This window comes from Proteiniphilum sp. LBM24028 (assembly GCF_056629195.1).
Genome location: NZ_CM152817.1, coordinates 3,696,648 through 3,723,627, shown reverse-complemented (window position 1 = coordinate 3,723,627; position 26,980 = coordinate 3,696,648). Strand labels below are relative to the sequence as shown.

Genomic DNA, 26,980 nt, shown 5'->3' with positions numbered 1-26,980 from the left:
TGATCCAGATTCTATGAAACATTTCTATGTCATCCTTTTGACGGCCCTCCTGTCGGGGGGAATGGGATTTTCACTCCTGTCGCAGGAGAATCCCCGGAGGAGTATAATGGAGACACCGGAAAAGGTAAACATAAAGCTGTCGGAGAACCGGCTCACCATTGAGAATCTGCCCAAGGACGACATACTGGAGATTTATAACATCATGGGTGTGAAAGTATACAGCCGTCGCGTGAAAGCAGGAACCAATGAATATTTACTCTCCCTGTCGAAGGGATTTTATATCCTTAAAATCGGGAAGATAACAAAAAAAATAGCCATCAGTTAAGTTTAACATTTTCAGTTTGCTACTTCCATTCCCTTTTTTATATCTTTGTGATCTTTATTTCATGAATAAATGGTTATCAATATAAAAAATTAATCGTATGAACATCGCTATTGTAGGTACCAGCGGAGCTGTGGGTCAGGAATTACTCCGCGTACTGGAAGAAAGAAATTTCCCCCTGGATGAATTGCATTTGTTTGGCTCTTCAAGGAGTGCCGGAACTGTCTATAACTTTAAGGGGAAAGAAATTGCCGTGAAGGAGTTGCAGCACAACGACGACTTCAAGGATATCAACATAGCGTTTGTATCTGCCGGTGGCGGTACTTCGCTGGAATATGCCGGAACCATTACCAAATATGGTGCCATCATGATCGATAACTCCAGCGCTTTCCGTATGGAGGAAGATGTACCACTCGTGGTGCCGGAGGTGAACGCCGAAGATGCGCTCCTCACACCGCGCGGCATCATCGCCAACCCCAACTGCACCACCGCACAGCTAGTGGTAGCACTGAAGGCAATTGAAGATATCACCCACATAAAAAAAGTACATGTAGCTACATACCAGGCCGCCTCGGGTGCCGGTGCTGCAGCTATGCAGGAACTAGAAGATCAACACACCCAACTGATAAACGGCGAAAAACCTACCGTTTCAAAATTTGCCTATCAGCTGGCATACAACCTGATTCCGCAGGTTGATGTATTCACCGACAACGGATACACGAAGGAGGAGATGAAGATGTACAACGAAACACGCAAGATCATGCACTCCAATATTGAGGTAAGTGCCACCTGCGTGCGTGTCCCGGTTATGCGTGCCCATTCCGAGGCCATCTGGATCGAGACGGAGCGTCCACTGTCGCTGGAAGAGGCCCGTGCCGCTTTCAGCAATGCCAAAGGGGTGGTAGTGATCGACAACCCGGCCAATAAGGAGTACCCCATGCCATTGGATCTCACCGGTAAAGATCCTGTCTACGTGGGACGCATCCGCAAGGACCTGACCAACGAGAACGGGCTGACCTTCTGGACCGTTTCGGACCAAATCCGCAAGGGTGCCGCGCTCAATGCCGTACAAATCGCAGAGTATCTGATCAGCCAATAAGCCGTCTCTCACCGCATTTCATCGTGTGAATGCGGTTCCGTGTCCGGGTGATCATGTTGTAGCAGTACCCGGTGTGGAAGCGCACCGTGCCCCAATATCTCAATGGGGCACGATTCGTAGGCATTGTTCAGCCATTCCTGCGAAATATTGGAACCCGAATGATAGTGCAAGCCCTGATTCACACAGGCTATATTTTTCACCAGTGAGATAATGGTTCCCACATCGTGGGATACCAGCATGATGGCGATATCCTTGTTGATGTCGCCTAGCAGTTTGTAGAAATTGGTTTCAAAAAGTTTATCCACATAGGTGCTCGGCTCATCCAGAATAATAAGTTTCGGGCTGTCAATAATGGCTCTCCCCAGCAACACCCGCTGAAGCTGGCCACCCGAGAGCTCACCGATGGAACGCGACAAAAGCTGCTCCACGCCCAGACGCTCAGCCACGCCTTTCACCTTCTGCTTATCTTTCGAGGCGTATCTCCTGAAAAAATGCCCTGAGGGCTTGAGCCCCGACAGGATTACTTCCGAAACGGAAATGGGAAATTTTTTATCGATCTGATTGATCTGGGGCAGATAACCTATGTTGAGGAAGGGTGTTTTTTGCCCGTGGTCATAAAAAGTAACTGACCCCGACTGTGGTTTTATCAATCCCAGAATCGCTTTCAGGAGTGTAGTCTTCCCACCGCCGTTCGGTCCGATGATACCGAGAAAATCATCGTTGCAGATGGTCAGGGATACATCTTTCAACACATTCGGCTTGTTTTCGTAACCAACAGTCAGGTTATTTATATCAATCAGCTTATTCATTTGCATCACGCGAAAGTATGTCGGCCATACGCAGTAACTCCTTATCCCATTCGTAATTCAACGGATCAATCTCAAACACTTCTGCCCCGGTCTCCCGAGCAATGACTTCCATATTTTTTTTATCGAATCCCTTTTGGATAAACAAAGTACGAATCTGCTCTTTACGGGCCAGGTCAACCAGTGCTTTCATCTGCGCCGGGGACGGGTTTTTTCCCTGAAACTCCACACTGTGCTGGTGCAAGTTATATTCATCTGCGAAATAGGCGAGTGCCGGATGATAAATGATAAAAGAACGGGAGATGGCATGGCTAAGTTTTTCTTGTATGAGACTATCGGTTTCGTTAATTTTCAGGGTGAACCTGGCAAAATTTGAACGATAGCGCTCTTCGTTTTCAGGATCAACTTTCACTACCGCCTCCAGCATATTGCCGGCCATTATTTTTACGGCTCCGGGCGATGACCAAACGTGGGGATCAACGTCGCCATGAACATGATCGTGTGCTTGACCTGTGTGGTCTTCATCTCCCAACCTGTCAATACCTTCCGAACAATTCACAATGGTCATATGTGGATTGTTAATCGACAACCGTTCACTCCATACCTGCTCAAATCCGAGGTTGCCCACCATGAAATAGAGCCGACTATTCCCCATCTCCACCATCACCGACGGGGCCGGCTCGTAGGTTTCAGGACTGGCTCCGGGAGGCACGAGCGTATTGATAGCAAAGGCGTTACCCACAATCTGTTCAAGAAAAAAACGTTGCGGTTCAATGGTGACGGTAAGTACCGCCTTTTGTCCGGCGACCTCTTTTTTGTTCGCTTCCTGACATGCGAGAAGCAGTATGGGAAATAAAATATAAAAAAAATATTTTTTCATCGGATAAGTTTGATCAGCAAATGTAGCTAATTTCGCTCTTTGCCGAAAATCATAAACAAAGTTTGTTTATTTTTGTTGCCGCAGATTGCAATCAGTTTCATCCATCTTGTTCCGTAACATAGGCACGCTATCACAAAACTTCATACAATTTATTTCTATGCTTTCAAACAAACAGTCTCTTCCACCCATCATCCAGATCACAGAAGATGGATCACATACGCTGTATATGCCAGAGATGAATGAGCATTATCACTCCACGCATGGCGCCATGCAGGAGTCGATGCATGTCTTTATCCGGGAGGGGCTGCTTCACAGGCTTTCATTACGATCTTCCGCGCTGGGGGAAACGTCGGAGCAGCCTGAGACGGGGAAGAAGCAACAACTGCTTTTCCCGGAACACCCTTTACAAGCCAGGAGGGAAATTAACCTGCTGGAAGTCGGATTCGGTACAGGGCTCAACGCTTTCCTCACTTTGCTGGAAACGGAAAAAGCAAATGTAAATATATGTTACCAGAGTATCGAGCGTTACCCCATTACCTGTGAAGCCGCACAGAAACTCAATTATCCCGCTCATAACTTCATAGATGTTAAAGCCGGGGATCTTCGGGCGTTATTCCTCCGGCTCCATACATCGCCCTGGGAACAAGCAATAACTTTAACCCCCGGCTTCACACTGCTAAAGCAACAAACCGATTTCAGCAGGCCTGCCACTTTTATTCCGGAAAGAGGATTCGATCTGATCTATTACGACGCTTTTGCACCTGATAAACAGCCGGAAATGTGGACGCAGGACATTTTTAATCACCTCTACAACTTATCCAGCCGGGATGCCATCCTCACTACCTACTGTGCCAAGGGGATGGTGAGGAGGATGCTTCAGACAGCCGGATTTCAGGTAGAAAGGCTTCCCGGACCTCCCGGGAAGAGAGAGATATTAAGAGCTACAAAACTATAGACGAAGTTGTCGAGGGAAGAAAGAGACAGGATGCCTGTCTCATTGATACTATTCATCTGTCTGTTTCTTTTAGATCAGTTTGCTAATTTGAGATTTAATGCTTTCTTTTGTTATTTCAAACTGATCACATGAAAATTGCAGCACGACTAATAGAGGCGGGAAAGGAGTATAAGACCGGAGAATCTACCATTGTGGCTCTACAGCCCACAACTACCGAGTTCAGAACCGGTGAAATCACCTTACTTGTAGGTCCTTCCGGTTCGGGGAAAACCACCCTCCTGTCGCTCCTTGGCTCCGTGATCTACCCTTCCACAGGAAAGGTATGGGTGGGAGATACCTGTGTGAACGACCTCTCCGAAAAAGAACTGGCCCATCTCCGCCTGCAGCACATCGGCTTTGTCTTTCAGGGTTTCAACCTGCTGGCGCCGTTGAACGCATTGGAGAATGTGATGGAACCCCTCCTGCTGCAGGGTGTGAAGCGAAAAGAGGCGAAAAGAAGGGCAATGGAGCTGATCCGTAAATTCGGCATGGAGGATCGCATATACAACCTTCCCAGAAACCTCAGCGGGGGGCAGCAGCAGAGAATAGCCATTGCCCGCTCCCTGGTAACAAACCCGCAACTGATCCTGTGCGACGAACCGACTGCCTCCCTCGATCACAAAAGTGCCAGAATGGTGATGGATATGCTGAGCCGGCTCTCGCTGGATGACCGGGCTGTAATTGTGGTTACCCACGATGTGAGGTTGAAGAAGTATGCCGACAGAACCATCTACGTCTCGGAGGGAAGAATCAGCGAAACAGCCATGGAGGATGGTTTTTGAAAAACCTGCCAAATCAGAATAAAACCCTGTAAGAATCGTTTTTTACGTTGACAATAAATTTACTATAAAATGAAGCGACAAATTGTTCTCCTTACAGCCACACTGCTACTGGCAGCATGTGACAACAAACAGGAAAAAACCACCCCGTCACAAACCGGACTTACTCCACAGCAGATTGTCGGCATCGGCAAGGTAGTGCCACAAGGTGGCGTGATTGAACTGGCCGCCCCGGCATCGGGCATAGTGAAGGAGATGCACCGGAAAGCGGGGGAACACATCGAGGAGGGTGAGCCGATTCTTTCACTCTGCAGCAGCGACGAGGAGCTGGCGGTCAGAGAGGTTGATTCCCGGTTAAAATCGCAGGAGCTAACGATGGAATCGGCAAGGATCATGCTGGAGCAGCAGCGGATCTTATACACAGAACAAGAGCGCCTGCTTAAAGATGCCAAGGAACTACTGGTTGTGGGCGCCACTACCGGGGAAAATGTACGCACGCTGCAGAATGAGTTCGATCGGGGAACCGAGCAAATAAAAAGGCTGGAGAACGACTACAGGCTACAGCAATCGCAACTGAATGAACTAAAAATTCAGCGTGCTTCCAGGGTGGACGATCTTCAGAAAAAAGTATTCCGTGCCCCCAGCGATGGTATACTACTGGATCTTGCTCCCCGTGTGGGTGAAGCCGTGAATCAATATCAGCAATATGGACGGATCTCTCCTGACAAGCCCCTGGTGGTGATGGTGGAGATCGATGAGCTGTTTGCCCATAAGCTTCGGTTGGGACAACCCTGTAGAATAAATCTTCATGGCAATGACGAAGTAGCTGCTACAGGTGAGATCGTACACATTTCACCCGACTTGAAAAGGAAATCGCTATTTTCCGATAGCGGAACCGACCTCGAAGATCGCCGCATCCGCGAAATCGAGGTTTCCCTCAACGAGGTGAAACAACCGCTATTTATCGAATCGAAAGTGGAATGCAGTGTACAACTAAACTGACCGCTTATGCTCTCTACCGCCTTTAAATTTGTCCGTTTTGAAAAGTCCAAGAGCATGGGCATCCTTGTGGCGATCGTCATCAGCATTTACCTGATCGGGATCGAGCTGGGTATGTTCTTCTACCTTGCCAACATCATCGGAGGGATTGTGGGGAATGCCAACCCCCAGTATGCACAGGTTTTCGTGGTAAAAAAGCAGACTGAAAACGTGAACCAGCTTTCTCCGCTTGATGTGCGCTGGGAAAACCAGCTGCGTAGCATCGATGGGGTGACCGGCACGCATGGCTTCGTAATCACCAATGTCTCTGTCAGATTTCCCAATGGCAAGGATGCTCCGGCCATGATTATCGGCAGCGACTACCCCGTCCTGGCCGCGGGTCCTTATGCCGATCTGGTCTATTCCGGATCCATCGGTAGTCTGGCAGCTCCGGAGGTCGTCTCCACCGATTTTTATGACAACAAGGCGTTGCGTTATGAGGTGAAGCCGGGTACCCGCTTCGAAATCAATGGCAAGTCGGCCACAGTAGGGGTAATGACAAAAGATGCCAAGGGATTCAGCTCCCCACTGATCTATACTACTACCGACAAGGCCCGTTACTACACCGGAATGTCGCCCACCCAGGTAAGCGGGGTGATTGTCACCGTCTCCGATGCCGGCATGATCGAGTCGGTCGTCTCCCGGATCAACCAGATCGCACCCGACCTGAAGGCGTGGCCCGCAGACAAGATAAGGACAGCTACCATTATCAACGTCATGACCGACAACAATATGGGGATGAGTTTTGCCACACTGGTGCTCTTCGGTATCATCAGCGGCTTCTTTATCATCGGGCTCACCATGTACTCGGTCACCTACGATCGCATCAAAGATTACGGTACCCTGAAAGCAATCGGGGCATCGGGCAACTATATCACCCGACTGGTTGTTGCCCAATCGGTCATTTATGCCCTGATTGGTTATCTGGTATCGCTGATCCTGCTTATCATCTCTAAAATAGGAATGGCAAAAGGGGGCCTGATCATCAGCCTAACCCCGGCATTGTTGAGCTTTTTATTCCTCACAACCCTGATTATTTCCGTGGGAAGTTCCTATTTTTCCATCCGGAAGTTGAAAAAAGTGGAACCCTCCTCGGTTTTCAGATAGAAGTAAGACCGGGAATCAAAAAAGAATATCCCGGATAAATCACACAGGGATATGAGGTGCAACCAGCAACAATAAAAAAATTTACATATTGAAAACAAACCAATTCAATGAGAAGAACAATAATACTATATGCGCTTTTATTTTCTGTTACAGTTTCAGCACAGGAGTCTCTGACATTGGAGGGTGCCATTCAACGGGCACTGGCGCACTCACCCGCCCTCAACGTGGAGAAGATGAAAAACGAAGCAGCATCTATTGAGGTGGAAGAGAGTCGTCTCCAACATATTCCCGACATCTATCTTTCCGGAGAGATGCGACGAAACCTGGTGATCCCCGCCACTCCCGTGCCGGCCCATGTCTTCGATTCCTCTGCAAAGGAGGGGGAGCTGATGTATCTGAAGTTTAACACGAAATATAACTCATCGGCAGGGGTAAATCTCCGTTTCGATCTCTTCAATCCGGAAAAAACCAACCAGGTAGCAGAAAAAAAACACCAGCAAAGGATTCAGAAATATGATACGGAAATATCGGAAGAGGATTTAAAAGAGCGGGTAGCTCTTGCTTACGCGGAGTGTGTGATCGCGGAAGAACAAAAAAAACTGCTCAGGGGAGATACAACCTACTATGCAGAATTGCTCCGTAACGCCAGACAGCTTTATTTGAAAGAGAAGATCAGCCTTTCCGGGAAGAATGACACACACAGGGTATACAACGAGTCTGTTGCTGCTTATCTGGAGGCGGCAAAGATCGCGGGCGACCGGAAGGCAGAATTGATCTACCTCATGGGGATGGATGTGACGGCCGCGAATGTGGCCTCGATTTCACTGGCAGAGGATATCCCAGCGCTGCTGGGGACTCTGGAGATGAAAGCATTACCTGCCTATGGTCTCACGCCCCGGGAGGTGCTGCGGCAGCAGGAGGTAGTGGATCTTGCATCGCTCCGTCTGAAGTCGGCCTCCTGGAAGTATGCCCCCACTGTTACTTTGAATGGATATTACGGCACCAACTACTACAACCACGAGTTTACGTTGTTCAACAACAATCTCTGGAGAGGTAGCAGCTATATCGGCATTTCACTCAGGGTACCCGTTACCCAATCGTTCAGTACATCCAAAGAGGTGTCGCGACTGCGCTTGCAACAGTTGATGGAGCAGGAAAACCTGCGCGATATCCGCAACAACCGGGAAAAAGAGCGGCTCAATGAACTGTCTCTGCTACAAGTCAGAAAAGAAAGTTACCGTCTGAACCGGGAAAACTGGGAGATGAGCCAACAAAATGAAGCAGCAGTACTTTTTCAGTTCGAAAAAGGCTACATTCAGCAAAGTGACCTGCTCAACGAGAAGATGAAGATGCAACAAAACAGGCATCGTTTCCTCCAATCGGCCTACGACCTGTTCAGCAGCCTGATTCTGCTTGGAGTTGAATAAAGGTTGCATCAATGATAGCGCAACGCCAGAACCGTAATATCGTCCGATTGTTCAAAACCCTCTACGTAGGTCTCCAGACCCTGGATCACCGATTGAATCATGATGGAGACAGAAGTGGGAGCATCCGAATTAAAAATCTGCAGCAACCGCTCCTCTCCAAACAGATGTTTCTGACTGTTCATCGCTTCGGTCACTCCGTCGGTATACATCAGCATGGTTTCTCCCGGTAACAGGGTAACCTCTTCATTTTTGAAGCTGACATCCTCAAAAGCTGCCAGAACAATCCCGGAATATAGTTTCTGGTATGCTTTTTCATATTCACCCAACAGAATAAACGGATTGTGCCCGGCATTGGCATATTCCACCTGTCCTGTATTGATATTCAGCTTTGCAAAGAAGAGGGTGACAAACATGTTTTGATCATTTCCCTTACAGAGCTCGTTGTTCACCCGGTAAAGTACATCGGCGGGAGTGATTCCGGTGAGGGCGATCGACTTAACGAGGGTATTGGTCATCGACATGAAGAGAGCAGCCGGTATTCCCTTATCTGACACATCACCAATGGTGAAGCCGAGATGTTCATCGTCGATCATAAAAAAATTATAGAGGTCACCACCCACTTCCCGTGCCGGTTTCATAAAACCACAGATAGAAAACTCATTGTGATCGCAGAATCCGCCAACTTCCCTGGGGAGCATACCCATCTGAATGGCATTCGCTATCCGTAACTGGCTCTCGAGGCTTTCCTTAGCCGCTGTGGTCCTCTGCAGGTCCTGTACATAATGTTTGATGGAATTCTGCAGGTAGAGAAACGAGCCGGAGAGAATTCCAATTTCATCTTTATATTTTAGGGAGAACTCCTTCAGATAATTTTGATTGTACTCTGTCAGCTTGTAGTCATTATCGACCATCTCTTTCGAAAACTCCACGAGCTTCTTGATGGGCGCCGACATCTTATTGGTCAGAACAAAGACAATAATAAATGAAACGATCAGGATGAGCAGGCCAAAAAGGATAAAGCCAAGAGCAATACCGGTCAGTTGATTCTCCACCACCTGGTAGTCATAATCGGCTCCCACTACATAACGCTTGCCAGCGGCAGTGGTGAACGGCACAAAAACTGATCTGACCGGGCCGTATGCATCTTCATAGCTGTTGAAGACAACCCTCTCCTCCTCTATCGGAGTAAAGTAGATGCTTCTCATCTTCTCCCTGTCTCCCTGGTAAGTGGTAAAAAAAGTGTCGGTGCTCAGACTTCCCGAGGTCCAGCGTAACCCATCATTATAAATAATATAAGAGTATACCTCTTTCACTTCCACCTTTTTGGCAAACTCATGCAGGGCCCTTCTTTTGAGTTCGAACTCTTCGGGAGTGATTGAGAGTTCATCTTCTATGCGGTCGTGGTACGCATCTCCCACAAGGTTATGTGCTCCGTAGGCCACAGAAAACAGCATATCGTCAATTACGCCCTGGGTAGATTTCTCGGTGAAAAAGACAGTCACCGAAGTGGTGAAGATGACACATCCGGCTATCGATGAAAAGAGCAACAGCAATATTTTTTTTCTGAAAGGCAGTTTTCTAAACATGGCTTAATGTAAGGCGTAGGTATTAATCGATATCAACTACAAATATATTGTGGTTCTTTCCTTCCTTGTATTCATAGTCAAAGTGATCCACACTTTTCCGAGCCAGGAAGATACCCAGTCCCCCTATGGGCCTTTCCTCTACCGGTTTCATCAACTCCTCCGGTGTGGGCATGCCCTTCTCTATCGGATCAAAGGGAATGGCGTGGTCTTCGAGAATCACCGTCAGTTGCCTGTTACGGTAGGACACGCAAACATGAATTGTACCCTCATCGATACCGGCTAAACGGTAGCCGTAATTTATAATGTTGGTCGCGATTTCGTCTACCGCCAGACAGAGTTTGAAAATTTTCTTCTTGTCAATATCATGGGCTGTGGCAAATGTTGTTATAAAATCGCGTATCGGTTCGAGTGAGCCGGGCACAGCTTCAAAAACCCGTGATTGAGATTCTGCTTTCATGCTATTCAGGATATTGGTCCACAATACTTACACTGAATATCAACCCTGTCATTCGCAATGTTTCGAGCAGTTGCTCCTGGGGCCTGACCAAAATCAAAGAAGCTGCCGTACCCAATTTCTGTTTGGCAAAAATCAGTACTCTCAATCCGGCAGACGACATAAAATTGAGCTCATCTACGTAGAGAACCAGGGTCTGCGGATTTTGCAGAATTACCTGCCTCACCTCCTCGTTAAACTGTGGAGCGGTAGATGAATCCAAAGATCCGCAGAGTGTGAATGCTATATACTTTTCAAAAATCTCTTTTTTTACTGTGAAACCCATATCTGTTCCTCCAAATTAAATGAATTATTTACCTATTAAAACTATGACCGAGCGTCCTCCGACAATGAAGCCGGATTGATTCTCCAGCACGGGCTCACACTGTAGCGGATAAAATGTCTCAGGCGACGCCATGGATGTATTGACGGAAAGATACCATTTCCTGTTTTCCGATAACTGCGGCAGCTCGAATTCCAATGCATCCCAGTGCATGTTGGCCGCTACGTAGATGGTATCGTCCTTCACGAAGCCGTTTTTGGCATGATACCCGTCGAGCATGAAAGCAAAGACGGTATTTGATTCCGACCAGTCGGCATGCCATGCCTTGGTGCCGTGAAATGTAATATCGGCGTAGCCGCTTTCCTTGTAATCTCTGTTGCTGTAATGTTCTTTATTCCTTAATATCGGGTGCTGTCGGCGAAAGTGAATGATGTGCCGGGCAAAGGACAACAGATCGAAATTTTTTTTAGTAAAACTCCAGTCCAGCCAGTTAAACTCACTGTCGTGACAGTAGGTATTATTATTTCCCTTTTGTGTCCTGCCCATCTCATCACCCATCAGGATCATGGGCACCCCCTGACTGAGCATCAGGATGGTCATCGCATTCTTAATCTGACGATGCCTCAGGATGTTTATCCCCGGATCATCCGTTTCACCTTCACATCCGCAATTCCAGCTGAAGTTGTCGTTGCATCCATCCTGGTTATTTTCACCATTTGCATCGTTATGTTTCTCATTATAGGCAAACAGGTCATACAGTGTAAAGCCATCATGACAGGTGATAAAATTAATCCCTGCCGTGGTACCCCGATGCAGGTACATCTCGGGCGAACCCTGCATGCATTGCGACAGTTGACCCACTGTATTGTGGTCACCCTTGAGAAATTTCCTGACGGTATCCCTATATTTCCCGTTCCATTCCGCCCAGCGACCATAGGCCGGGAAGGCACCAACCTGGTAGAGTCCGCCGGCATCCCATGCCTCGGCTATCAGTTTGCATTTTGCCAGGATGGGATCGTGTGCAAGCGATTCCAGCAGGGGAGGATTATTAAGTGGACTGCCATCCTGGGCGCGGCCGAGGATGGAGGCCAGATCGAAACGGAATCCGTCGACATGGTATTCCGAGGCCCAGTAGCGCAGGCAGTCGAGCACCATGTTGCGTACTACGGGGTGGTTACAGTTAAGGGTGTTACCCGTGCCGGAGAAGTTGAAATAATAACCGTCGGGGGTGAGCATGTAATAAGTTTTGTTGTCGATGCCCCTGAAAGAGATGGTCGGTCCACGGTGATCACCCTCCGCCGTATGATTAAACACCACATCAAGGAACACCTCAATGCCGTTTCTATGAAGCTCCTTAATCAGTGTCTTCAGTTCATCAACCGCCATCCCGTACTTGCCTGTAGCGGCATAACCTGACTTGGGAGCAAAAAAATTGAGGGTACTATATCCCCAATAGTTTACCAGCAGGTCGCCTGTATTGGTATTTTCACGGCTATGCTCGAATTCATCAAACTCGTAGATCGGCATCAACTCCACGCAGTTGATACCCAGATCGCGCAAATAGGGTATTTTCTCCCTGATGGCAGCAAAGGTGCCCCTGTGTCTGACACCCGATGAGGGGTGAGATGTAAAACCTCTCACGTGGATCTCGTAAATGATCAGATCCTCCATGGGCGTTTCCAGCGGATTATCCTCCTCCCAATCGAAATCATCGAACACCAGCCGTGACCGGAAAGGATAATTCCGCTTCAGGTTGGAATCATCGCGCCATTTGTCTCTACCTCCTATTGCTTTGGCATAGGGATCCGACAAAACAATCTGCTTGTCGAAGCGGTACCCGTTCTGCGGATCGTATGGCCCATCCATCCTGTAGCCATATTCGATATTTTCATAATCGAGGCCGAAAACAATGATGGCATATACATTTCCTACCCTGAATTCGTCGGGTATTGGTATCTCTGCATAGGGCTCCTCTTCGTTTTTATTAAACAGAACCAGCGTACAGGATGTAGACGCGCTGGAAAAAACGGAGAAGTTTACTCCGTTGGGTACCAGGGTCGCCCCAAAAGGGAGTACACGTCCCCGACGATATTTTATACCCCGGTATTCGTTTGTAGGGTAAAAGTCGATCCTGTTATCAAGTGTACTCATGTCTGTACGAATTGTTTTTCAGCCTCTTCGATGCTGGCATATAGTTCGAAGAAATTAATGAATCCGGTCATCGACATGATGTCGCAGATTTCCTCTGAAACATTCACCAGCAATACCTTGCCACCATTGGCATTTAGTTGTCTGTAGAGCATCAACAGTACCCGCAAACCGGCACTGGAGAGGAAAACAACTGCGGTTAAATCCATAATTACCCGATTGCAGGATGTCAGTTCTTCCATGATACGCGACTGCAATTCGCCGGCTGTATTGCTGTCTATACTTCCCTGTATTGTGATATAGACAATGTTGTTTTTCGTTTGGGTTGTTACTTTCATCTGTTCTGTTATAACTAATCGAGCCAGCTCTTTGGCGCTATTTTCACTTTCACTCTCACCTGCTTGTCGGTTTGTGGCAATGTGACGGTGAGCTCATCTGCATTGAAGTTATGGTAGGGTTCTCCATCCACAAAGCAGTTCTCTATATAGATGCTGTCTGCCGGTAAGATATCGGGAGATACGCGAAGAATATTGTCTTTAAAACCGTTTGGCAACGGTTTGAAATGAAGTATCAGGGGCTGCTTGGTGATGAGCAGGTTGATGTAGGTTGCCGACAGGAAACAGAGTTCCATGCTGTGATAGCCACTCATGGAGTGACTTCCTTTAAATCGTTCATTACCGAGTAGGTATGGCAGGCCGTTTGCAAGCGTGTTAAAGTAAACACCACCATCATCACTGTCGAGGAAGAACGCATTGTAGAATGCCGCCGCCTCCCGTCCGTTTTTGTTATATTCATCGTCTTTGAGGACTCCAAACATGATAAGATATGCCAGGATGGCCTGCTCCTGCTGCCACCATGCTTTCCGGTCGTGCCAGACAAACTCATGATGTGTTCCGTTGGGTTTGGTCACCCTTTCCACCACATCATACCAGCCTCCTCTTTGTCTGTCGCAACCCACTTCGGGCATCAGCTCCGCAATTTTCCTGGCAAAATCGAGGTACTCCTTTTTGGGTTTCAGGGATTGCATCCGCATCAGGTTCCATGCGATCTTCAGGTTGTGTCCCACCACAGCCCTGTTTTGTTGCCAGCCCCATGTCTGATCAAGGCTCCAGTCCTCGTGAAATTTCTCCTGCACGAAAGGGCTGCTTTCATAATCGGGAAAGAACCGGGTGATGGTGTCGAAGGTATATTCAAGGAAGTCGGCATACTTCTCTTCTCCGGTAGCCAGATAGAGATTAATAAGGTAAGCCGGGGCATGGTCTCCCACTGAGTTCCAGTTCTTGCGGGCCCGGTTGTGTGCCAGACTCTCCGTTCTTGGATCCAGCATAATGGGATCGATGTGGGAGAAGTAACCCATATTTTCCTCGTCCTTGAAAAAGCGTTCGAACAGATCCAACGTTTTGTCAATATCCCATTTGATTTTGGGATCACCTGTGATCCGCATGGTCTGCGTGGGACCCGCCAAGGCGTAGATCTGCTCATACATGGGAATGGAGTCGTAATCATCGCCGAACTCGGAAGTCAGCAGTTTGGTCTCTTTCTCTCCTTCCACCTTGATCCCGTGATACCAATATACAATGTCTTCATCGGCATCATAAAAGCGCATGTGGTCGCGCAGGTAATCACTTCCCTTCTCGGCTGCCTCGAGATATTCATCTTTACCGGTAAGAAGATAGGCCGACGCAAATCCGTAGATCAACCGCGAGATGGTATCGGTCTCCTGCAGGTAATCCCCTTTTTTTGATCCGCCCAGATGGAGCATGGTGCGATAGTTTTCATAATTGACGGGTCGATCGGGAAAATCGAACTGCCATTTCATGTAGCTTGATGCGATGGAATCGATCTGGTTGATCCACCAGTCGGGTTCCTCGTGCCTGTATATACCGGGCCCTTTTCCGGGGAAGATCATCCATTGTACCTGAAAAAAAGGCTGGCTACTATTCTCCCGGGGATAAAATGTTCCATAAGCAAACACCATCTGGCGTGGCAGGGCCAGTAGTTTCAGCATGTCGGCCGTGGCATCATTGTATTCCTCATTCAGGTTGCGTGAATACCGAGCATAGCAATTGCCGGAAATATATGCCTTAAAAATGCGGCTGTCGGAAGTTTTCAGAGAAAAGGTGCGTTCGCTCAGATTGAAATCTGTCACATAACCGGCGATGGTGTCGGAAAAAGTAAAATTAATATCCATGTAGATTGTTATTTTTTTCTTGGATCCGGAAATAATCTGTTTGCATACATATAAATGAACGGAACAAAAACACCCCAGGCTACCGCAATAATGGCCAGGCTATAAACTCCATATGTGAGAGCCACAAGCCCGAAGCGCTCGGCCGATCTGAATATCAATACCGCAAAGACGATCCCCAGCAGTGCGTTGACGAAATGTTTTCCCCGGGTAAAGACGAGGTAGGAAATGATCCGGACACTGAAATTGACCCATAGGGCCAGTATCCATACTGGCAGGACAGACTGCAAGCCGAGCAGCCGCGAAGAGGGAGTCACGGAATAGACTGAGCTCACGATCAGCAAGGTTTCCATTACAGCAGCGGCAAGCGCAACAACAACCACCAGTTTTATTTTATTCCTGATGCGTTTCTTGTCCTGAAGCAGGTCGATCAATATAATCAGCAGCACCACAGCCATTCCAAGCCATGGCATTTGCTGGAGGGCACCAAAATAACAGGCTACAACACCGATCATGAAAGTGAGGGTACCTGTAATTTGATTTAACCAAAATGAAAGATTCGCTCTGTTCATTGCTCACCGTTTTTTGTTTTTTAATCGTCGAAAGCGGCAAAGGGAGGATAAATATCCGGATCAACAATGACATCGATCAGCGCCGGTTTACCAAGGCTCAGGGCATTGGTGAAAGCAGCTTCAAACTGATCGATCTCCGTGACCCTGAATCCTTGTGCTCCGCAAGCTTCCGCGTATTTCACATAATCGGGATTCATGAAGTGGTTGAACACCTCTTTATCTTTCGATCTCAGCTGGAAGTATTTGATGATGTTGAATTCCGAATTATTGAAAATAATCCAGATCACCGGCACATTCTCCTGTACGGCGGTCATCAGTTCAAATCCAGCCATCTGGTAATCACCATCACCACAAGCCACAATCACTGGCCTGTCGGGATTGGCATACTTCACCCCGATTGAAGCATTCACGTTGGCAGCCATCGGTCCGAAGCTACCAGGATTCTGATAGTTCCTGCCCTTGTCAAGGGTGAGGTAAGCATGCAACCAGAGCATATGTCCGCCGGCATCTCCGAGGATGATGCTTTTTTCGGGTGACAACCGCGATATTTCCCGTACAAGCATCGCGGGATGAATCTTGTCACTGCGCTGCTCCAGCTTCACGTTGCGGAATTGATCACTCCCTGTTTCAGGAGGCAGTTTTCCGGCTCCCATAGTGGTCATTTTCGCATGCAAGCCAACAATTGCCGGTTTTGCGTCCGATAAAACAGGATAATCAGCTCTGTAGACCTTGCCAATTTCATTGGAATCGATATTGATGTGAATCAGTTTCTTGTTGTCAAACAGCACATCCTTAAAGCGCCATGTATTCCATTTGGCAAACGAGTTTCCGATGGCGAGCACGACATCGGCTTTCTTGAAAAACTCTTTCGCATCGGGATCACCCGATGTGCCGAAAGTACCCAGACAGAGCGGGTGCGTTTCGGGTAGGGCTCCCTTGGCATCCATCGTGGTGCAGAAAGGTATTTGGAATGATTCCAACAGCTGTAGCAGGTCTCCTTCGGCATGACTTCTGATGGTGCCATACCCGACAAGGGCCATCACCTTTTTTCCGTTGTTGATCGCTTCTGTCAACACGCCGGCAGCTTTATCAAGATCTTCCTGTGCGGCCAAAACCGGTCTGACAAGAAAATTAAGGGGCCGGTAGTTGGGCACCTCCTCTTCGTAAATGCTATAGTCTATATGGACATTTACCGGACCGGGGCGACCTTCGAAAGCAAGGTTTATCGCTTCTTCGAGCATGTCGCAGGCCTGAGAAGGATCCTCCAGGATAAACGATTTCTTGGTAACAGCCGAGAAGAGCGCCTGTCCATCGGGAGTACGATTCAATCCCGACGTATCGCCCAGATCACCTTTACCGCGCATCTCACGGGGGGTATATGCCGGCAGGGATAGCAGGGGGAGTGAATCGGAATAGGCAACAGCCATTCCCGAGAGCAGATTCACTGCTCCCGGGCCGGCTGTACAAAAACATACTCCAAGCTTGTCGGAGTACATGGCATAACCGCAGGCCATGAATGAGGCAGCCTGTTCATGACGCGGGATGACGGTTTTAATTTTTTCTGTTCTGCTCAGTGCGAACAAGAAGGCAGAGTCTGACTGGCCGGAGCCTCCAAAGACCGTGTCCACACCAATTGTCTCGAGATAATCTACAATAAGATCTCCAACATTCATACAAACTATTTTAATTTTTTTCAAGTGCTTTCACCAACTGTCTCCCATATTCGGCCGACGACTCCACGGAGAGCCCGGTTACAAAGGGCCAGTCCACTGCTACACAGGGATTCTCCGGTGTAGCCATGTCGTCGGCAAGCACCTTGCCGTCAGGGCCCACCGCATCCTCCACGATATCCTGCAACGGGATCAGGAAACCGGGTGTCATCAGGTCGGTCCCCTTGTTGTTGGGAGTAGCGCCCACCAGGTCGTAGGTTAAATCAAAATCCACAAAGTCCCATTTACGGGGATGTGCTGTCACTTTCTTTCCATAGATCACGCTCTTATAATTGTTTTCAGGATCACGGGTAAAAGCCAAAGCTCCCACCGAGTAACAGATGGCACCGACCAGTTTGTTGTTCTTTACGCAATGCAGAATCATGCGATGTACCGCCGGGTTGTTGCAAATATCAAGTGGGGTACCCGGTCCGCCGGTCATTACCAAGGCATCATAATCCGCCATGTTTACCTCGCTTATTTTCTTCGGATTATCCAGCTCGCCATTACTCAGCAGTTCCTGCGTACGGGCAACTGTCTCTGGGGTATTCACCTTGATGTTTTGATATCCGTCCACGAAATCGGGATCCATGCTCATCGCAATGGGCAGGGGTTTCTTACCTAAATAGGTAGCAAGGGTTACATTGTGCCCTGCGTTTTTCAGTGCATCCCAGGGAGCCTGAAGCTCTTCGGCCCAGAAAGCATAGTTGCTGGCCAGTACCAATACATTTTTTTTCATCATATTGAATTTTAAATTGATTTTGAGAAGATGTCAAATGGGTTTCACGGGACTGAAAACATCAATGGCTTCAGTGTCGCCTACCGATGTAAATGAGTGGGTTGCGTTGGGCGGGATAAAATAGTAGTCGCCCGCCTCAAGCAACCGGGTAACACCGGCTATGGTAGCTTTGAATGCCCCTTTTATCACATAACCAAACTGTTCCGATTCGTGAGAATGTTCAGGCAGTATGACATTGTCTGCAAAATTCCAGTGCATCACATTCATATTTTGACCACTGCCCAGGTACTGACCCCACACGCCTTTAAACAGCTCTTTCTTTTCCACATCCTTCACGTAACGAAATGGTTCCATGGATTAAATTGTTTGTTTATATTTTATTGAACTATTTTTCAATTGATTGCATATTCAGGCAAATACGAAAACCTATGTCGAAGTAACAGGTATACTGATAATTGGTATTGTAACGGTAGGCACTGAATGGCATATTGTTGTCGTGCCTGTACCAGCTGCCACCCCTTTTTTGTTTATAGACACCCTCCTGAGGGCCAGTGGGGCTGGTAAGGGTATCGGTGGGATATGTAGCATAAAAATCATTGACCCACTCCTCGGCATTGCCAATCAGGTTGTACAGCCCCAGGTAGCTTTTTCCTTCTTCAAAGGCGGCAATATCTATAAGCTTTTCCCGGTTTAATCCAAAATTGGCATACCGGTCCATATTTTCAAAATCGTCACCCCAGGGAAAGGTACGCCCGTCCGGGTATCGGGCTGCATATTCCCATTCAGCCTCGGTGGGAAGACGGTACCCCTTCCCAAAATTGCTGTTCCAGCTGTTCAGATCGTATGTCTCTTCGAGTTCTTCACTGCGGCTAAGCATGTTACAGTAGAACGCCGCGCCGTACCAGGTTACATATACAACCGGCAGGTTTGCTTCTTCAGCAGATACCACAAAGCGGGATTTTTCAAACCGGATGGGATTCAGATTCCCTTTGTAGTCGGCTTCCAGATTCAGCAATACCTGCGAATCGCCGTGACTGTTTTTCACGTTGACATTCTGTTTGTAGTCACCGCTCAGTTCCCCCTGAAGCAATGCATAGTTTAACATTTGGCAAAATTGCGCGTTGCTTACTTCATAGGTACCCAATTTAAAACCATTCGGGATGATAACGGCATGCATGGGAAAACCAAGCCGAAAGTCACCCAGTATCTGTCCCATGGTAAATGTGCCGGGAGGAATCCCGGTCATTTCGGGTACTTCAAAAAGGGATGCTTCTTCAGTTTGTCGTGTGTGGGTGCAGTTGAGAAATAAAAGAAGAGAAAGGAAAACAAGACAGCCCGTTGGTTTAAAATTTTTCATGGTAGCATAATTATTCCCGGTTAATCTTCTCTATGATTGCTTTCGCAAACAAATGGGCGCAGTCGCCTGAACGGGCAGTAATCAGATCATCGTCGACCACCACATTCTCATCCACATAGACAGCGCCGTAAGCCTTTGCATCACCCAGCAGGTTGTTATGGCAAACAAGTCTTCTTCCCTTAACAAGCTCAGTGGCAGGGGCCATCAACCACAAACCATGGCAGATGATCCCTTTGATGATTTCCTTTTTTTCAAAAGCACGTTTGATAAATTCTACAGCTGGGGGTAGCTTGTGAATATCTTCGGTATAACGCAACCGGTCGGCAACCATGCCGGAGGGAATGATGATCGCATCGTAACTCAAGAGCTCCTCCTCGCTCATGTCCTCGAAGCTCTCATTACATTCCATAGGCACCCTGTATTCGTGTCCATAGAAGGTGAGCCTCTCTTGTCCCCAGAGCCTACTCAAAAGATGCAGTTCATATTTTTCTTCTGCAAAACGGTACTTATAATAGAAAATTTCATTTTCGTAAAAATCGCTTTCTATTAAAACAGCAATTTTGATTGTGCGATTCATTATTCTTCAGATTAGAACAGATATAATTTTTCTGATTGAGAATATTAATTTAACCCAAATAAAATTGAATAAACCAAAACCAATTATGTTAATTCAGTATATAACAGAATATATTAACGGAACAGGAATTTGTTTAATATAAATCTGATATCCAATCCTCAGGTTACCCTTATACCCGTTCCAGTATAGAATCGCATTTCAAAAATATCTACAAAGATAAATAAATAATTTAAAAGATTAACCTCTATTAAAAAATAATTAATCTGTTTTTATCAGATTTAAGCTACAATTTCAGCGGAAAGAAAGGGATTCGAACCCTTGGTACCCGTGAGAGTACAACGGTTTTCGAGACCGCCCCGATCGACCACTCCGGCATCTTTCCTGATCAGCATGCAAAATTACAATATTTCTCTCAACTATGGAAAAGAATCTGTAAAATTAGTTATTTGGCCAATGCCTCCAATGCTTCGTTGGTAGCGCTTAGCAGTGGGTCTACTGAGATGGGTGATCCCACCCCCCCTTTCATCCAGAGTTGAGGAATGATACGTCCTTGTGTAAACAGCCGGTCAATTTCCTCCGCCATATTTTTGCCTCTCACCTGCTGTTCAATCTGGAAAGCAATCAGGTGGCCCATGGGGTAGTTGGGCAGGTAAAGCGGATAATCGATCATATGCGAATAGATACCCAGTAGCATCTCATCCGGGCCACCCAGCACATCGGCATAGTAGCTGTTCCAAATCTCTTTCGCAATACGGATCACTGTCTCCTTCAGCTGAGCCGGTGTAGCGTCCGGATTGGCATAGAGCCACTCCCACACCTGGATGTCGACCAGGGAGACTCCCATGATCTCGTAGCTCGACCAAAAGTTGTCCAGTGCCAGATAATACGCATCTTCGGGATTGGGGTTTTTCAGCCCCAACAGCTCCAGATCCCGCTTCTGGAATAGAAATGCCACCGCCTCGGTGAAGGCTGTGTTGGGCACGCCGTTCAGCATATAATAATCAACATCGTTCATGGTGATGGTCTGCTCCACATTATGACCAAACTCGTGTACTGCAATATTATAGCCTTTGTAATCCAGGCCTCCTTCGCCAATGCGGGTACGCAGTCGTGCCACGTCGTTGCGCATCTCTGCCCCCCAGGCGTGGCCGGCCCCACGGGAATTATCGACCGTGATCAGGGCAGTAATCTCCTTTGCCTTCTCCGGGTTCCATCCCAGCTTTATCAGGATGTTGGAAAGATCATGCTCCAACGTCTGTGCATCAGGATATTTTTTGGAGGTGATGGCAGTCAGCTCCTCTTCGGGTATTCCTCCACCGGCACGAAAACCGTTGTACCAGATATCAAACGGCTCCAGTTCACGTCCCAGCCGGGAGGAGATAAAGGCAGCCACCTTCTTTACCTGCGAGGAGGAGAGTAACTCCTTGAAAAGCTCCTCCACCTCTTTCTGTGTCACCTCCATGGTACCATCGAATGCGCGGATGAGTTGTGTGGGATAATGGGGAGAGTATGCATCGAGCATACGCATCGCCTGAAAATTCTTCAGGAACACCTCGTAGCGCTGTGTCTCCTCCGGTGTGGCATTGACTGTTTTACCCCCCTCCATCAGCACGTTATTTTCCGGATCCCAGGTATGGCTGTCCCGGTTGATTACCTCAAGAGGTATGGACTGATCCACGATGCGCTGCATTACTTTATAGATCATTCTCTGCTTCTCCAGACCCCGCTCCCGATCAGCGTAGTTCGACTTCAGTTCATCGCGCAGGCCCCAGTGGGAGATCAACTTCATGCCGTCAGGAAATAGTTGTTCACCCTGTCCGTTGCGTAGTGTACCCATAAAGATGTTGTAATCGGAAATATAAGCATCAGCTTTGGTCACCGTACGCGAGATATCCTGCTGTATCGCCGCCGGCACACGCGAGATGAAACGGTCTCCCATCCGGGCATAAGCCCACTCCTTACGGTTCCACTGTCCACCTCGATCGGTCTTCTCCTCAAGTGAGTAAAAGGGGAAGTTGAGTATCGTAAGAAATGCTATCTTGTTGTCATACAGATCATCGGTGAGATGTGCGGAGGCATTGTAACTGCCAAACAGCATATCTACCGGCGTGATATCCGGACCCACAAGCTGCAACGGTGCTTTCAGCTCCGCATCCATCTTGTGATAATAACCGTTGATCATCTCGAAACTGCGCTCCAGTGTGGCATAGAGAGAGGAAAGTTCTGCCGTGTCGGCCACGAATGAGGTGGTGCAGAACCGTACAAAATCATCTTCCGTACCGTCCTGTTCCTGCCAGAGAGAAGCCACCTGCTTTACTCCGCGCTCAATGCGGAAGGCATTATCCTCGCCGAGTGAATCTTTTAATTGTGAGATCACGCTCCTGGTATATGTTTCGGAAATAAACTCAGCACTATTCATAACTTTCTTCTCTTTGTTACAGGCAATCAATCCAAAAATAAAAAAGGTAATGATAAAAAAAAGTAACTTTTTCATCTTTTATATTATACTAATTATTATATTTTCAATTTTCATGTGTTCCAATATGGGCTCAAATATAGTGTGTTCATTAAAAAAAACAAAACATATCACTTGAATTATCAATAATCAAAACAATTCAATATTTAAATACGTTAAAACATTATGGTGTATTATTATGAAGCAAAATCTGGAAATCAAAATATCAAATATCTGAAATTCTAATTAAAATTTGACAATATCTTGTATGAACAGAAGAAAATTTATCAAAAACACATCTATTGCTACAGTTGCTGCAGTATCGGGTATCAGCGTATCAAAGTTAAATGCAAAAGGGTTAGCTGCTCCAGTCCGGGCCAAGGATAGCATATTAAAAATTGGTCTTATTGGCTGTGGATGGTATGGTATGGTCATTGCGAAGGCGGCACTTCAGGCCGGAGGTGTGGAGATAGCCGCCGTGGCGGATGTTGATTCAGCACATCTTTCCGAAAGTATAAATGAATTGAAATCCTTACAAGGCAGCTACCCAAAAGGATTTCAGGATTACAGGGAATTGATCGGTTTTGCAAATCTCGATGCAGTCATGATTGCCACGCCCCCCCACTGGCATGCGCTTCAGTTTATAGCAGCATGTGAAAAAGGGTTGCCCATATACTGTGAAAAACCACTTGCCTATGACCTGGACGAAGGAAAAGCCATGGTCAGAGCTGCACAAAAGGCTGGAAACATTGTACAGATAGGATTTCAGAGAAGACAAAATCAGGCTTTCAGAAAGGCCAGGGAAATAATTGATGGGGGTAAGATTGGCAATGTGCTTCAAGTTGCGGCCCAGATACATTTTAACCCTGGCAAAGTGGATACAAAGGTCCAGGCCCCTCCCGCTTCACTCGATTGGGATGCATGGTGCGGGCCGGCGCCCAAACTCCCGTATCGGCCTTCCATAGGCCATCGGGCATGGAGATTGGAGAAGGAGTATGGAAATGGACATCTGGTGGACTGGGGAATCCATAATATCGATATAATTAGAAAGACAATGGATTTTGCCATGCCTGATATGATTGAAGCATCAGGAGGAATCTTTTTACTGAAAGAAAGAGTTACAACTCCCGACACGCTTATTGCGAAACTGTTGTTCGATGATATCCCTGTTATCTGGCAGCATCGCCTCTGGGGAACGGGAGACCTGGATCCTCAATTCAATAACGGAGTAATATTCTATGGAGAAAAAGGGACTCTCTTTTCTTCAGATACCAGGCTTGTGTTGATACCTGCAGGACGCGACAAAAAGCAGGAGATTATTGAAAGGCCCACACCCGATATGCAGGAAAAGCATGTGGCAGAGTTTATTAAAGCTGTAAAAACAGGAAACAGGACCCTTATAAGTTGTTCTCCGGAAGACGGTTATCAATCCACTGCGTCGGTACAACTGGCAATGATAGCTTATGAAACTGGAAGCAAACTGAACTGGGATAGTAATGGTAATCATATTATTAATAACCCGGAAGCGGAACAACTTCAGGCAAGGCCCTACAGAAAGGGATACAAGAGACCGGTTATCTGATAAATTCAGTATATTTATTCATTACAAACAGATAAAACATCATGATGAAACAGCTACTATTCATATCATTTTTTTTTACGTTTCTTACGTTGTCAGGAAAATCCGGGAGTACCATCCAGACTGTTTCCGGACCGGAAGCAAAGAATATTATTGAAGTAGGTATCGCGGAACAAAATGTTTCAGAGAAACAGAAAAGCATCATCGCTGAAAATGCCGAGATAGAGAAAGCAGGTTCCGGTTTTTCCTTCACCGAAGGACCCGCAGTAGACTCAAAGGGGATTGTTTATTTTACCGACCAGCCCAACGACCGTATTTACCGGTGGGATGAAAATGAAGGTATTTCTCTCTGGCTGGAAGGGACAGGCAGATCCAATGGAATGTATTTTGATCACAAAGATAAGCTTTTTGCCTGTGCCGACTTAAACAACCGGATAGTGTATTTTGATAAGGATAAGAAAGCACATACACTATTTGAGAAATATGAAGGCAACCATCTGAATGGTCCCAACGACCTATGGATTGCTCCCAATGGAGGAATTTATTTTACTGATCCCTATTATCACAGGAACTACTGGGAGGAGGGGCATACCGAACTGCAGGATAAAAGGGGTGTATACTATCTTTCTCCAAAAAAAGAGATTACACGCGTAGTAGATGACTATGTCCAACCAAACGGGCTGATAGGCACTCCCGATGGAAAAGTATTGTATGTGGCAGATATCAATGACCGGAAAATCTGGAAATATGATATTGAGGCCGATGGATCACTTACAAACAAAACTTTTTTTGCCCCGAAAGGATCAGATGGCATGACGATAGACGAACGGGGAAACATCTACCTGACCATGGGGAAAGTGTGGGTCTACTCTCCCAAAGGTGAGTTAATCCATGAGATTGAGCTACCCGAGAGCCCGTCGAACATCTGTTTCGGGGGTAAAGAGAAAAAGACGCTGTTCATCACTGCCCGTACCTCGGTTTATACCCTTACAATGAATGTAAAAGGAGTAGACTGAGGATTCTGAATTCAATTTTTAAGTTATTTTTTTGTAAGTTTGTCCTAATTGTAAATTACAAGAATATCAATATGAACGAAATAAACAATTATATAGAGACCCACAAAAAACGTTTCCTGGAGGAACTTTTCGAACTGATCCGTATCCCATCCGTCTCATCGCTCCCTGTACACAAACCGGATATGTACCGTGCCGCAGAGAAGTGGAAAGAGATTCTGCTGGCAGCCGGCGCTGACAAGGCTGAGTTGTTGGAAACTGCTGGAAACCCGGTAATCTATGGTGAGAAAATTGTCAATCCCGAAGCACCCACCGTGATGGTATACGCCCACATGGATGTGATGCCGGCAGATCCCTTTGAACTCTGGAATACAGACCCCTTTGAGCCTGTAGTGAAAGATGGAAGAATATGGGCCCGGGGTGCGGATGACGACAAAGGGCAATCGTTCATGCATGCCAAAGCATTTGAGTACCTTGTTCAATCGGGGCAGTTGAAATGTAACGTAAAATTTCTGATAGAGGGAGAAGAGGAAATAGGCTCTCCCAGCCTGCCTGAGTTCTGTAAGAAGTACAAAGAGATGCTGAAAGCTGACATTATCCTGGTATCGGACACCTCGATGATCGCACCAGACGTGCCTTCCATCACTACCGGACTGCGTGGTCTGGCATACTGGCAGGTGGAGGTGACAGGGCCGAATGTCGACCTACACTCCGGTTTGTTCGGCGGGGCGGTAGCCAATCCCATTAATATGCTTTCGAAGATGATCGCACAAACGATGGGCGAGGATGGAAAGATCCTGATACCCGGTTTCTACGACGACGTGGTGGAGGTATCCAAAAAGGAGCGGGAGTTGATGGCCCGAGCACCCTTCTCTCTGGAAGCATACAAACAATCACTTCACATTGAGGAGGTATCGGGAGAAAAAGGCTATACAACCAATGAACGGACAGGCATCAGACCCTCTTTCGACGTGTGTGGCATCTGGGGCGGCTATACCGGTGAGGGAGCCAAAACGGTGCTTCCTTCGAAAGCTTATGCAAAGATCAGTACTCGACTGGTTCCAAACCAAGATCACAAAAAAATAGAGAAACTCTTTGTAAGGTATTTTGAATCCATTGCCCCAAAATCGGTAAAAGTGAAGGTGGAATACCTCCATGGCGGCCCCTCCTATGTGTGCCCCATCGATTTTCCCGCCTACAGAGCGGCCGAAAAAGCCTATAAAGAGGTATATGGTAAGGAGCCCGTGCCCGTACGCTCAGGTGGCAGTATTCCAATCATTGCCACCTTCGAGGAAGTACTGGGAATCAAGTCTGTGTTGATGGGATTCGGACTGGGATCAGATGCCATTCATTCACCAAATGAGAATTTCCCTCTGGAACAGTTCTTCAATGGCATCCGAACCATTCCGCTCTTCTATAGATATTTCGCCGAAGAGATGAAAAAAATAAATGAACCAGACAGGGTGCCTGCTGTTTAATAGTTGTAAGGATACAATTAAAACAGGAAGTATGAGAACCTATACAACATTGTCTGAAGCGATCAACGATCTGGCTAAAAGAGGATATACCACGAACTTTAACATAGAGAGTGACTGCATCGTATGTGCTGAAAGTATGATCCGGCTTCATCCTGATGAGTTTCAGATCGACGAGATTTACCGATTTCAGGAGATGTCGGATCTCGACAACGAAAGCATCCTCTATGCTATTTCCTCATCACAAAATAATATGAAAGGGCTACTGGTAAATGCCTATGGTATTTATTCCGAGACAGCAACGACAGAGTTGATCGAGAAACTTTCTGAACAGAAGTAAGAAGTCTCCGGTGA

26 protein-coding genes and 1 tRNA gene are annotated in these 26,980 nt (G+C 47.1%); 11 read left to right on the top strand and 16 right to left on the bottom strand.

Annotated features, from left to right (window positions below; all coding sequences use genetic code 11):
* Positions 1-13: 13 nt before the first annotated feature.
* Both AC1HCU_RS14900 and AC1HCU_RS14895 read left to right on the top strand, forming a co-directional pair.
* Positions 14-325, top strand: a complete 312-nt coding sequence (locus AC1HCU_RS14900; protein ID WP_480367253.1) for a T9SS type A sorting domain-containing protein — start codon at positions 14-16, stop codon at positions 323-325.
* 97 nt (positions 326-422) lie between these two features.
* Positions 423-1,421, top strand: coding sequence for an aspartate-semialdehyde dehydrogenase (locus AC1HCU_RS14895; protein ID WP_480367251.1), 999 nt, complete (start codon positions 423-425; stop codon positions 1,419-1,421).
* 8 nt (positions 1,422-1,429) lie between these two features.
* Here AC1HCU_RS14895 and AC1HCU_RS14890 read toward each other — a convergent pair whose 3' ends face one another.
* Together AC1HCU_RS14890 and AC1HCU_RS14885 are read right to left on the bottom strand one after the other, a co-directional pair.
* Entirely contained in the window at positions 1,430-2,230 is an 801-nt protein-coding gene (locus tag AC1HCU_RS14890) for a metal ABC transporter ATP-binding protein (RefSeq protein ID WP_480371250.1), read from the bottom strand.
* Positions 2,223-3,107: a metal ABC transporter solute-binding protein, Zn/Mn family gene (locus AC1HCU_RS14885; RefSeq protein ID WP_480367248.1), complete on the bottom strand. Its 885-nt coding sequence runs from the start codon at positions 3,105-3,107 to the stop codon at positions 2,223-2,225. The genes AC1HCU_RS14890 and AC1HCU_RS14885 overlap by 8 nt, the downstream gene beginning before the upstream one ends.
* A 157-nt stretch (positions 3,108-3,264) precedes the next feature.
* Here AC1HCU_RS14885 and mnmC2 point away from each other — a divergent pair, with 157 nt between their 5' ends.
* From mnmC2 to AC1HCU_RS14860, 5 genes are all read left to right on the top strand, one after another.
* Entirely contained in the window at positions 3,265-4,062 is a 798-nt protein-coding gene (gene mnmC2, locus AC1HCU_RS14880) for a tRNA (5-methylaminomethyl-2-thiouridine)(34)-methyltransferase MnmC2 (RefSeq protein ID WP_480367246.1), read from the top strand.
* Between the two features lie 128 nt (positions 4,063-4,190).
* Complete coding sequence (locus AC1HCU_RS14875) at positions 4,191-4,883, top strand: ABC transporter ATP-binding protein (protein WP_480367244.1); 693 nt, start codon at positions 4,191-4,193, stop codon at positions 4,881-4,883.
* Positions 4,884-4,952: 69 nt separating this feature from the next.
* Positions 4,953-5,882 carry an HlyD family secretion protein gene (locus tag AC1HCU_RS14870; protein WP_480367241.1) on the top strand — a complete coding sequence of 310 codons (930 nt, stop codon included), beginning with the start codon at positions 4,953-4,955 and terminating at the stop codon, positions 5,880-5,882.
* A gap of 6 nt (positions 5,883-5,888) precedes the next feature.
* Positions 5,889-7,025: an ABC transporter permease gene (locus tag AC1HCU_RS14865; protein ID WP_480367239.1), complete on the top strand. Its 1,137-nt coding sequence runs from the start codon at positions 5,889-5,891 to the stop codon at positions 7,023-7,025.
* A gap of 107 nt (positions 7,026-7,132) precedes the next feature.
* Complete coding sequence (locus AC1HCU_RS14860; RefSeq protein ID WP_480367238.1) at positions 7,133-8,452, top strand: TolC family protein; 1,320 nt, start codon at positions 7,133-7,135, stop codon at positions 8,450-8,452.
* 8 nt (positions 8,453-8,460) lie between these two features.
* On the opposite strand, the gene AC1HCU_RS14855 is transcribed toward AC1HCU_RS14860, so the two are convergent.
* The 14 genes from AC1HCU_RS14855 to AC1HCU_RS14790 all read right to left on the bottom strand — a co-directional run bounded on the left by AC1HCU_RS14855 (position 8,461) and on the right by AC1HCU_RS14790 (position 22,598).
* On the bottom strand, positions 8,461-10,038 hold the full coding sequence (locus AC1HCU_RS14855; RefSeq protein ID WP_480367235.1) for a PP2C family protein-serine/threonine phosphatase: 1,578 nt from the start codon (positions 10,036-10,038) through the stop codon (positions 8,461-8,463).
* Positions 10,039-10,060: 22 nt separating this feature from the next.
* A complete protein-coding gene (locus AC1HCU_RS14850; protein ID WP_480367232.1) occupies positions 10,061-10,495 on the bottom strand; it encodes an ATP-binding protein in 435 nt (144 codons plus the stop codon).
* A 1-nt stretch (position 10,496) separates the two neighbouring features.
* Positions 10,497-10,817, bottom strand: a complete 321-nt coding sequence (locus AC1HCU_RS14845; protein ID WP_480367229.1) for an STAS domain-containing protein — start codon at positions 10,815-10,817, stop codon at positions 10,497-10,499.
* A 24-nt stretch (positions 10,818-10,841) separates the two neighbouring features.
* A complete protein-coding gene (gene glgX, locus AC1HCU_RS14840) occupies positions 10,842-12,965 on the bottom strand; it encodes a glycogen debranching protein GlgX (protein WP_480367227.1) in 2,124 nt (707 codons plus the stop codon).
* Positions 12,962-13,300 carry an STAS domain-containing protein gene (locus AC1HCU_RS14835; RefSeq protein ID WP_480367224.1) on the bottom strand — a complete coding sequence of 113 codons (339 nt, stop codon included), beginning with the start codon at positions 13,298-13,300 and terminating at the stop codon, positions 12,962-12,964. The genes glgX and AC1HCU_RS14835 overlap by 4 nt, the downstream gene beginning before the upstream one ends.
* A gap of 14 nt (positions 13,301-13,314) precedes the next feature.
* The gene (locus AC1HCU_RS14830; protein WP_480367222.1) at positions 13,315-15,153 is read right to left on the bottom strand and encodes an AGE family epimerase/isomerase; all 1,839 of its coding nucleotides are present in this window, start codon (positions 15,151-15,153) and stop codon (positions 13,315-13,317) included.
* 8 nt (positions 15,154-15,161) lie between these two features.
* Positions 15,162-15,722 carry a DUF2878 family protein gene (locus AC1HCU_RS14825; RefSeq protein ID WP_480367219.1) on the bottom strand — a complete coding sequence of 187 codons (561 nt, stop codon included), beginning with the start codon at positions 15,720-15,722 and terminating at the stop codon, positions 15,162-15,164.
* Positions 15,723-15,742: 20 nt separating this feature from the next.
* On the bottom strand, positions 15,743-17,395 hold the full coding sequence (locus AC1HCU_RS14820) for a thiamine pyrophosphate-binding protein (protein WP_480367216.1): 1,653 nt from the start codon (positions 17,393-17,395) through the stop codon (positions 15,743-15,745).
* A gap of 10 nt (positions 17,396-17,405) precedes the next feature.
* Positions 17,406-18,173: a type 1 glutamine amidotransferase domain-containing protein gene (locus AC1HCU_RS14815; protein WP_480367213.1), complete on the bottom strand. Its 768-nt coding sequence runs from the start codon at positions 18,171-18,173 to the stop codon at positions 17,406-17,408.
* A 30-nt stretch (positions 18,174-18,203) separates the two neighbouring features.
* Positions 18,204-18,524 carry a cupin domain-containing protein gene (locus AC1HCU_RS14810; RefSeq protein WP_480367211.1) on the bottom strand — a complete coding sequence of 107 codons (321 nt, stop codon included), beginning with the start codon at positions 18,522-18,524 and terminating at the stop codon, positions 18,204-18,206.
* Positions 18,525-18,555: 31 nt separating this feature from the next.
* Entirely contained in the window at positions 18,556-19,527 is a 972-nt protein-coding gene (locus AC1HCU_RS14805) for a formylglycine-generating enzyme family protein (RefSeq protein ID WP_480367209.1), read from the bottom strand.
* 10 nt (positions 19,528-19,537) lie between these two features.
* Positions 19,538-20,104, bottom strand: a complete 567-nt coding sequence (locus AC1HCU_RS14800) for a DJ-1/PfpI family protein (RefSeq protein WP_480367207.1) — start codon at positions 20,102-20,104, stop codon at positions 19,538-19,540.
* 295 nt (positions 20,105-20,399) lie between these two features.
* Positions 20,400-20,486: transfer RNA gene (locus tag AC1HCU_RS14795), tRNA-Ser, on the bottom strand.
* A 60-nt stretch (positions 20,487-20,546) separates the two neighbouring features.
* Entirely contained in the window at positions 20,547-22,598 is a 2,052-nt protein-coding gene (locus AC1HCU_RS14790; RefSeq protein WP_480367204.1) for a gluzincin family metallopeptidase, read from the bottom strand.
* Positions 22,599-22,827: 229 nt separating this feature from the next.
* On the opposite strand from AC1HCU_RS14790, the gene AC1HCU_RS14785 reads away from it, so the two are divergent.
* The 4 genes from AC1HCU_RS14785 to AC1HCU_RS14770 all read left to right on the top strand — a co-directional run bounded on the left by AC1HCU_RS14785 (position 22,828) and on the right by AC1HCU_RS14770 (position 26,966).
* Positions 22,828-24,141 (top strand): Gfo/Idh/MocA family protein, encoded by a 1,314-nt coding sequence (locus tag AC1HCU_RS14785; protein ID WP_480367201.1) that lies wholly within the window; start codon positions 22,828-22,830, stop codon positions 24,139-24,141.
* Positions 24,142-24,182: 41 nt separating this feature from the next.
* Positions 24,183-25,154 (top strand): SMP-30/gluconolactonase/LRE family protein, encoded by a 972-nt coding sequence (locus AC1HCU_RS14780; RefSeq protein WP_480367198.1) that lies wholly within the window; start codon positions 24,183-24,185, stop codon positions 25,152-25,154.
* A gap of 71 nt (positions 25,155-25,225) precedes the next feature.
* Positions 25,226-26,629, top strand: a complete 1,404-nt coding sequence (locus AC1HCU_RS14775; protein ID WP_480367196.1) for a dipeptidase — start codon at positions 25,226-25,228, stop codon at positions 26,627-26,629.
* Between the two features lie 31 nt (positions 26,630-26,660).
* The gene (locus AC1HCU_RS14770) at positions 26,661-26,966 is read left to right on the top strand and encodes a hypothetical protein (RefSeq protein WP_480367194.1); all 306 of its coding nucleotides are present in this window, start codon (positions 26,661-26,663) and stop codon (positions 26,964-26,966) included.
* The last annotated feature ends 14 nt before the right edge of the window (positions 26,967-26,980 follow it).